The sequence below is a fragment of the Sporomusa sphaeroides DSM 2875 genome, from assembly GCF_001941975.2.
Taxonomy (GTDB): domain Bacteria; phylum Bacillota; class Negativicutes; order Sporomusales; family Sporomusaceae; genus Sporomusa; species Sporomusa sphaeroides.
In genome coordinates this window covers 30,001-37,500 of the sequence record NZ_CP146991.1, presented here as the reverse complement: position 1 = coordinate 37,500, position 7,500 = coordinate 30,001, and the positions used below count along the sequence as shown (strand labels likewise).

The following is a 7,500-nucleotide window of genomic DNA, read 5'->3' as shown; positions in this document are numbered from 1 at the left end:
TACCGGGTCTTGTTTCATACCCGAGTTCTCCCTAGAAAGGAGGTGATCCAGCCGCACCTTCCGATACGGCTACCTTGTTACGACTTCACCCCAATCATCGACCCCACCTTAGACGGCTAGTTCCATTTCTGGTTACCCCACCGGCTTCGGGTGTTGCCAACTTTCGTGGTGTGACGGGCGGTGTGTACAAGGCCCGGGAACGTATTCACCGCAGTATGCTGACCTGCGATTACTAGCGATTCCGACTTCACGGAGGCGAGTTGCAGCCTCCGATCCGAACTGAGAGCTTGTTTGTGTGTTTGGCTCAACCTCGCGGTCTTGCTTCACTTTGTTTAAGCCCATTGTAGTACGTGTGTAGCCCAGGACATAAGGGGCATGATGACTTGACGTCATCCCCGCCTTCCTCCGCATTGTCTGCGGCAGTCTCCCTTGAGTTCCCGCCTTTACGCGCTGGCAACAAAGGATAAGGGTTGCGCTCGTTGCGGGACTTAACCCAACATCTCACGACACGAGCTGACGACAGCCATGCACCACCTGTTTTTGTGTCCCCGAAGGGAGGAATCTATCTCTAGATCTTTCACTCAATGTCAAGCCCTGGTAAGGTTCTTCGCGTTGCGTCGAATTAAACCACATACTCCACCGCTTGTGCGGGCCCCCGTCAATTCCTTTGAGTTTCAACCTTGCGGCCGTACTCCCCAGGCGGGGTACTTATTGCGTTAACTCCGGCACAGAAGGGGTCGATACCCTCTACACCTAGTACCCATCGTTTACGGCCAGGACTACCGGGGTATCTAATCCCGTTCGCTCCCCTGGCTTTCGCGCCTCAGTGTCAGACACAGTCCAGAAAGTCGCCTTCGCCACTGGTGTTCCTCCCAATATCTACGCATTTCACCGCTACACTGGGAATTCCACTTTCCTCTCCTGCACTCAAGATTCCCAGTTTCCTGCGCCCATACGGTGTTGAGCACCGCACTTAGACACACGACTTAAGAATCCACCTACACGCCCTTTACGCCCAATAATTCCGGACAACGCTTGCCACCTACGTATTACCGCGGCTGCTGGCACGTAGTTAGCCGTGGCTTCCTCCTTTGGTACCGTCATTAGATTGCATTATTCACACAATCCACGTTCGTCCCAAACGACAGAGCTTTACAATCCGAAGACCTTCTTCACTCACGCGGCGTTGCTCCGTCAGACTTTCGTCCATTGCGGAAGATTCCCCACTGCTGCCTCCCGTAGGAGTCTGGGCCGTGTCTCAGTCCCAGTGTGGCCGTTCATCCTCTCAGACCGGCTACTGATCGTCGCCTTGGTGAGCCGTTACCTCACCAACTAGCTAATCAGACGCAGACCCATCTCTAAACGATAGCTTACATGTAGAGGCCATCTTTCTTAACTTAGCCATGCAGCCAAGTTACCACATTCGGTATTAGCACCACTTTCGCGGTGTTGTCCCCAGTTTAGAGGCAGGTTGTCTACGCGTTACTCACCCGTTCGCCACTAAGAGTTATTGCTAACTCTCCGTTCGACTTGCATGTGTTAGGCACGCCGCCAGCGTTCGTCCTGAGCCAGGATCAAACTCTCCATAAAAGTTTTATTTATGGAGCCTTTTGTGGCTCATAAAATTTGAAATTGATGTTAGATGTAAAACATCTAACTAAGCAATTACAGCGGAATCATAGATTCCGTGTGCCTGCTTATATTTAAAGTGCTCATTGAGCACCGCACATCTGGCTTTTTTGATGCATTACTTACATTGTTCAGTTTTCAGGGAACCGCTAGTGTCACCGGCGTTCACCGCCTCAGTGACAGCTTACATATGTTATCACGTTTATTTCACCGTGTCAACATCTTTTTTTCTTGTCAGTTGTCACTAGGTTTTGTAGCGACAACTTTTATATAATAACACACTAATTAGAATGTGTCAATATATTTTTCAGTACATCCTGTCGCTGTGTCCCTCGCGACTTGTATATATTAACACGCCAATTTTGCCGTGTCAATACCTGCAATCCCTCTTATTTAGTGGGACATAGCAGGGAATATCTTTCTTATTTTATCATAGCATATCTTATCCTGGCACGTCAATTATTATTCACGCAATTTAGAAAAAACAAAATATGAAAGACAATCCTATTTTTTAACTACGCTTCAAGAGCCAAGAGTAATACTATTTTTATCAAAATAAAAAGCAGCCTGTTTAGGGCTGCTTTGCAATAGTATGGCTTTTGGCCTTTAAACTTTATACATAGCACCGTTTATCCGATGACTAAGATTCAGATGGGGTTAAAACCCTATCTGAATCAAGTCTTCATTTATTTCAATACGGCTCCCGTATTGGCTGAAGTGACCAATCTGGCATATCTGGCAAGGTAGCCGGTAGTTACTTTAGGAGCCGGCTGAACCCAGGCGGCTTTCCGTTTGGCCATCTCTTCATCGCTTATCTTGCACTCAAGATTACGTCCAGGAATATCAATACTAATAATATCCCCGTTTTCTATAAGGGCAATTGGCCCTCCCTCCATCGCTTCAGGCGAAACATGGCCAATGCAAGCACCCTGAGTAGCACCGCTGAAACGTCCGTCGGTTAATAGCGCCACTTTAAGTCCCATACCAACAATTACGGCTGTCGGGTTAAGCATTTCCTTCATCCCTGGACCGCCTTTAGGACCTTCATAACGAATAATTACAACATCGCCATCTTTAATCTTTTTGCCGATAATGGCCTCAATAGCTTCTTCTTCAGAATTAAAAACCCGGGCAGTGCCTTCAAAAACCAGCATATCATCTTTAACGGCGCTTTCCTTGACCACTGCACCAGCGGGAGCTAGGTTACCGTTCAAAATAGCAATCCCACCAGTGTTGCGGTAGGGAGCGTCTACCGATTTAATAACATCCGCACGCATAATCGCAGCGTCTTTAATCTTATCATTGACAGTACCGGCTATCGTTAGCGCATCAGTATGAATGCACCCTAGCCTGGACAATTCCTTCATTACTGCTGAAATACCGCCCGCTTCATTAAGATCTTGAATATGCTGGGTTCCACCAGGACTTAATTTGGTTATATAGGGAGTCTTGGCACTGATTTCATCAAACAGGGACAGCGGCAGCTCAAAACCGGCCTCATGAGCAATGGCGGTAAGGTGTAATACCGTATTGGAAGAACCGCCGATACCCATATCAACAGCCATAGCATTTTCAAAAGCCTTCCGTGTCAGAATATCACGAGCCTTTACATCTCGTTTTACCAGGTCAACTATAATTTGACCAGCTTGTTTTGCCATCATTCGCCGGACACCAAATTGAACGGCTGGAATTGTGCCATTTCCAGGCAGTGCCATACCTAATGCTTCCGCCATACAATTCATGGTATTGGCGGTAAACATGCCTGAACAAGAACCACAGCCGGGACATGCTGCCTTTTCCATTTTATCCATTTCATCGGCAGTGATTTTACCTGCTTCAAAAAGCCCGGCTGCTTCAAACATAGTACTAACACTAATATCGCGTCCCTGGTAACGGCCAGCCATCATCGGACCACCACTCATTACAATACAGGGAATATTCAGCCTGGCAGCAGCCATAAGCATACCTGGCACAATTTTATCACAGTTAGGGATGAGCACCAAGCCATCAAACCTGTGGCCTATCGCCATAGCCTCAACAGAATCAGCGATAAGTTCCCGGCTAGGTAATGGATATTTCATGCCATCATGTCCCATAGCAATCCCGTCACAAATACCGATGGCGGGAAATTCTACCGGCATCCCGCCACCCGCAGCCACACCTAGTTTCACTGCCTCAGCAACATCTCTAAGATGCATATGCCCCGGAATTATTTCATTAAAGGCATTAACGACACCAATCATTGGTTTTTCTAATTCCTGGGGAGTGTAGCCCATGGCATAGAACAAAGAACGGTGAGCTGCCCGGGTAGAACCCTTTTTAACAATACTACTTTTTAAATCCACATCATATCTTCCTTGTATTATAGAGTAGTAGTTATTAGAGCCCCTCTCCAAGGGCTATATGCTACACTGTAAAGGATGCTGTGGATTGGTTTTATCTCCTACCACCAGATGGTTCAAGAGAGGCTCCAACCGCAGCCCTTTGCAGGTTTGTTAATCAGTTAGATACCGCCAGACGGTTGATGTAGAACAAGGTTACAAGAGCAAAGTGTTCTGTGGGTACAGCATCAAATAATACCGTTGGAGGTCTTGCTATGATTTGTGTCGGGATTGATGTCGCTAAGGATAAACACGACTGCTTCATCATCAGTTCGGAGGGTAAAGTCCTTGCAAATGTGTTCACCATCCAAAACAGCATGGAAGGATTTGGCTACCTGTTGGAAAAAATCCGTGCCTGTTCTTTGCCCCTGGACAAAATAAAGGTAGGGCTTGAGGCTACCGGACACTACAGCTACAACATTCTCGGGTTTCTCCTTGACAATGGTCTGGACACCTATGTCATTAACCCCTTGCACACCAATCTTTACCGGAAAAGCCTCACCCTGCGAAAGACGAAGACTGACCGTGTCGATGCGCGAACAATTGCGGCTATGCTCATGTCTGATGTGGGCCTCAAGCCCTACACAGACACAGCTTACCACAATGAGGAGCTAAAGTCACTCACCAGATACCGGTTCGACAAGGTGAAGGTACGCGCTAAGCTGAAGTCCTCAATTGCCAGGCTGGTATGCATCCTGTTCCCGGAGCTGGAAAAGCTGGTATCGTCACTCCATATGGCCTCTGTTTACGCCTTGCTCGATGAGTTCCCGGGGGCTAAGCAGATTGCAGCGGCACATCTGACGCGGCTCACCCATTTGCTTGCCGAATCCTCCAAAGGCCGTTACGGACGGGACAAAGCCATAGAGATACGTGAAGCCGCCAGGCAATCGATTGGCTCTGTGACGACCGCGAAATCACTGGAACTGCGGCATACCATCCGGCTCATCCGTGAACTCGATGCCGAGATTGCGGAAATTGAACAGGTCATCCAACGCATCATGGACAAGATGCTTTCGCCTATTACCACGATTCCCGGCATTGGCTACAGGATGGGGGCTATGATTCTGTCTGAGGTGGGTGACTTTTCACGCTTTGATTCCCCTGACAAGATTTTGGCCTATGCCGGCCTGTCGCCCTCTACCTACCAATCCGGGCAGCTTAAAAATTGCTATGCCCATATGGAGAAGCGCGGCTCCAGATACCTACGCTATGCCATCTTCAATGCCACAAAATTTGTTTGCCTTTGGGACCCTGTCTTTGCCGCTTACCTCGCCAGGAAACGCGCCGAGGGAAAGCATTACAATGTGGCCATCTCTCATGCTGCCAAGAAGCTGGTCCGGCTCATTTATGCTCTGGAGAAATCCGGCGAGCCTTATCGTCTGGCAGCCTGATTCTCTCTCGATAGCCCGCATGGCGTCCTGTGGACGTCTGTTTTGCTATACCCTTTTTTGAACCATCTGTTTTTTGTCCTCCATCCTCAAATTCGGGCTTGACTTTTAATAGTTAGTCTCTCTTATCTATATATTTCACTGTAAAATACAAAACTCCACACAGGGAGTGCAGGACATTAACACTGTATTAAGTATTCAACAAAATATACATAATTCCTGCTCTCAATGCTTCCTCCTTCCTTTTCTCCCGCAAGCAGATTTATCCATACATTGAGGTGCAATCAGGCGTTATGCCAGACTAAAAAATCACCCTCAGTACCGAGGGTGATTTGACCGATATTATTTTTTCTTTCTACTTTTGTTTTTCTTTGAAGGCTTTTGTTTATTAACTTTGCTGGCAACCGGCCAATTGGCTTTGGAGTTACGGACAAGTAGTGACCGCTTCTCCGGCGGTAATTCAATCCGACGTGACCCTAAATATACTTCAGCCAGTGGGTAGAAGGTTTCCCGGCGGTTAGGGTCTATATCAAAATCAAACTTTGCCGTCGCCGCAATTTCACTCTTAGTAAAATGGGCAATTTCCAGTTCACCAGGCTTAGGCAGCATATCAATTTTACGGTCACTCTTGTTATAGATAGCAAACAATATGGTTAAGGCCCCTACGATAAGCTCTCTGAGATTATACGCCGGCAGATGCTCATACTGGTGACTAAACGCCACTGCTTGTCTCAAGTGTTCTGCCGCTTTCTCAAACTCGCCACAATCAAAAAGTATTTGACCCAAAGAAAAATGCGACTCTACTTGTCCCATATCCTTAACTAATGCCTGCTCATGTGCAACCGCAGCCAACTCAGGGCGCTTACCCCTGTAATAGGTATTGCCCAAACGATTCCAAAAATAGGCGTTATCAGGTGCTTCAACTAGCTTTTGCAAAAAGTAACTTTCGGCATCACTTCCCCAGCGTGGGGCAAAATCGTTGTCAATCAGCGCTTCACCAAAAATGACTTCATCAGACTGCTTGTTCTTAACGTTGAGGACGGCAGCTGCTACCATTTTCCCTGCAAGCATTGTCCGCATACGGGAAGATAATATCCACTCTCCGGCAGTATTACAATGTTTGCAGCGAAAATAGCCAAGCGCTTGAATTTTCTCTATTTTCTTTTCATCCTCACCAACTGTAGCTGGCACCACTAAAGTACCTAAGTCATAGTCTCCCCCTTTGCCGCATTGCGCACATGTCAAGCGCGAAATTGTTTCAGGAAACTCCCCATTAACCGTCTTTAGATGCTTATAAATAAGCTTGGGATACTTGCCGGGCAGCATGGCAATGGTCGGACGTGAGGAGACATGATCTACATCCTGGCCTGTAGCTATGCTGATAAGTAAAGGGTTGATACCATGTCTTTGATATTTTTCCAACACATATCATTCCTTTGTAATAAAATAACTACTACAATTGCTACAATAGTTATATTTGCAAAAAACCCCACCCGTGAACAGTGGGTGGGGTTTTCTTTTGTATTATTCTTATTATATGCCAGGATTTAGGATAAGTCAATATAAGCAGAGAACCAGGTTATTAGGAGCGGCAGCGACGCTAGAACCTGTGTGAATCGCTTAGTTCCAAGCGGAGCGCGGAACTTCCTTATACAACAAAAAAAACCATACCTTATACAGGTACAGGTTTCTTCTCATTCCCTGAAAACTTCACATAAGCAGTGAACCAAGTTATTAGGAGCAACGCGACGCTAGAACCTGTGTGAATCGCTTAGTTCCAAGCGGAGCGCGGAACCTCCTTATACAACAAAGAAAACCCATACCTTATACAGGTACAGGTTTTCTTCTCATTCCCTGAAAACTTCACAGAAGAAAAGCAGTTCGCAATTAGTTCTATCAAATGTTTGCACTTATGCAAACGAGGTATTTAAGTCAAGTCCTCGGCCTATTAGTACCAGTCAGCTGCATGGATTGCTCCACTTCCACATCTGGCCTATCTACCTTGTCGTCTACAAGGGGCCTTACTTCTTTCGAATGACAGACCTCATCTTAAGGCTGGTTTCACGCTTAGATGCTTTCAGCGTTTATCCTTTCCGAACGTA

3 protein-coding genes and 2 rRNA genes (1 of these 5 only partly in view) are annotated in these 7,500 nt (G+C 46.8%); 1 reads left to right on the top strand and 4 read right to left on the bottom strand.

Annotated features, from left to right (window positions below; genetic code table 11):
- Nucleotides 1–35: 35 nt before the first annotated feature.
- Both SPSPH_RS00135 and ilvD read right to left on the bottom strand, forming a co-directional pair.
- A 16S ribosomal RNA gene (locus SPSPH_RS00135) occupies nucleotides 36–1,590 on the bottom strand.
- Between the two features lie 725 nt (nucleotides 1,591–2,315).
- The gene (ilvD, locus tag SPSPH_RS00130; protein ID WP_075758258.1) at nucleotides 2,316–3,974 is read right to left on the bottom strand and encodes a dihydroxy-acid dehydratase; all 1,659 of its coding nucleotides are present in this window, start codon (nucleotides 3,972–3,974) and stop codon (nucleotides 2,316–2,318) included.
- Nucleotides 3,975–4,225: 251 nt separating this feature from the next.
- Between ilvD and SPSPH_RS00125 the strand changes: the two genes are divergently transcribed.
- Nucleotides 4,226–5,401, top strand: coding sequence for an IS110 family transposase (locus tag SPSPH_RS00125; RefSeq protein ID WP_075754228.1), 1,176 nt, complete (start codon nucleotides 4,226–4,228; stop codon nucleotides 5,399–5,401).
- A gap of 339 nt (nucleotides 5,402–5,740) precedes the next feature.
- Here the strand turns inward: SPSPH_RS00125 and SPSPH_RS00120 are convergent, their stop codons facing one another.
- Nucleotides 5,741–6,820: a tetratricopeptide repeat protein gene (locus tag SPSPH_RS00120; protein ID WP_075758257.1), complete on the bottom strand. Its 1,080-nt coding sequence runs from the start codon at nucleotides 6,818–6,820 to the stop codon at nucleotides 5,741–5,743.
- 506 nt (nucleotides 6,821–7,326) lie between these two features.
- Nucleotides 7,327–7,500, bottom strand: a 23S ribosomal RNA gene (locus tag SPSPH_RS00115) (it continues 2,743 nt past the right edge of the window).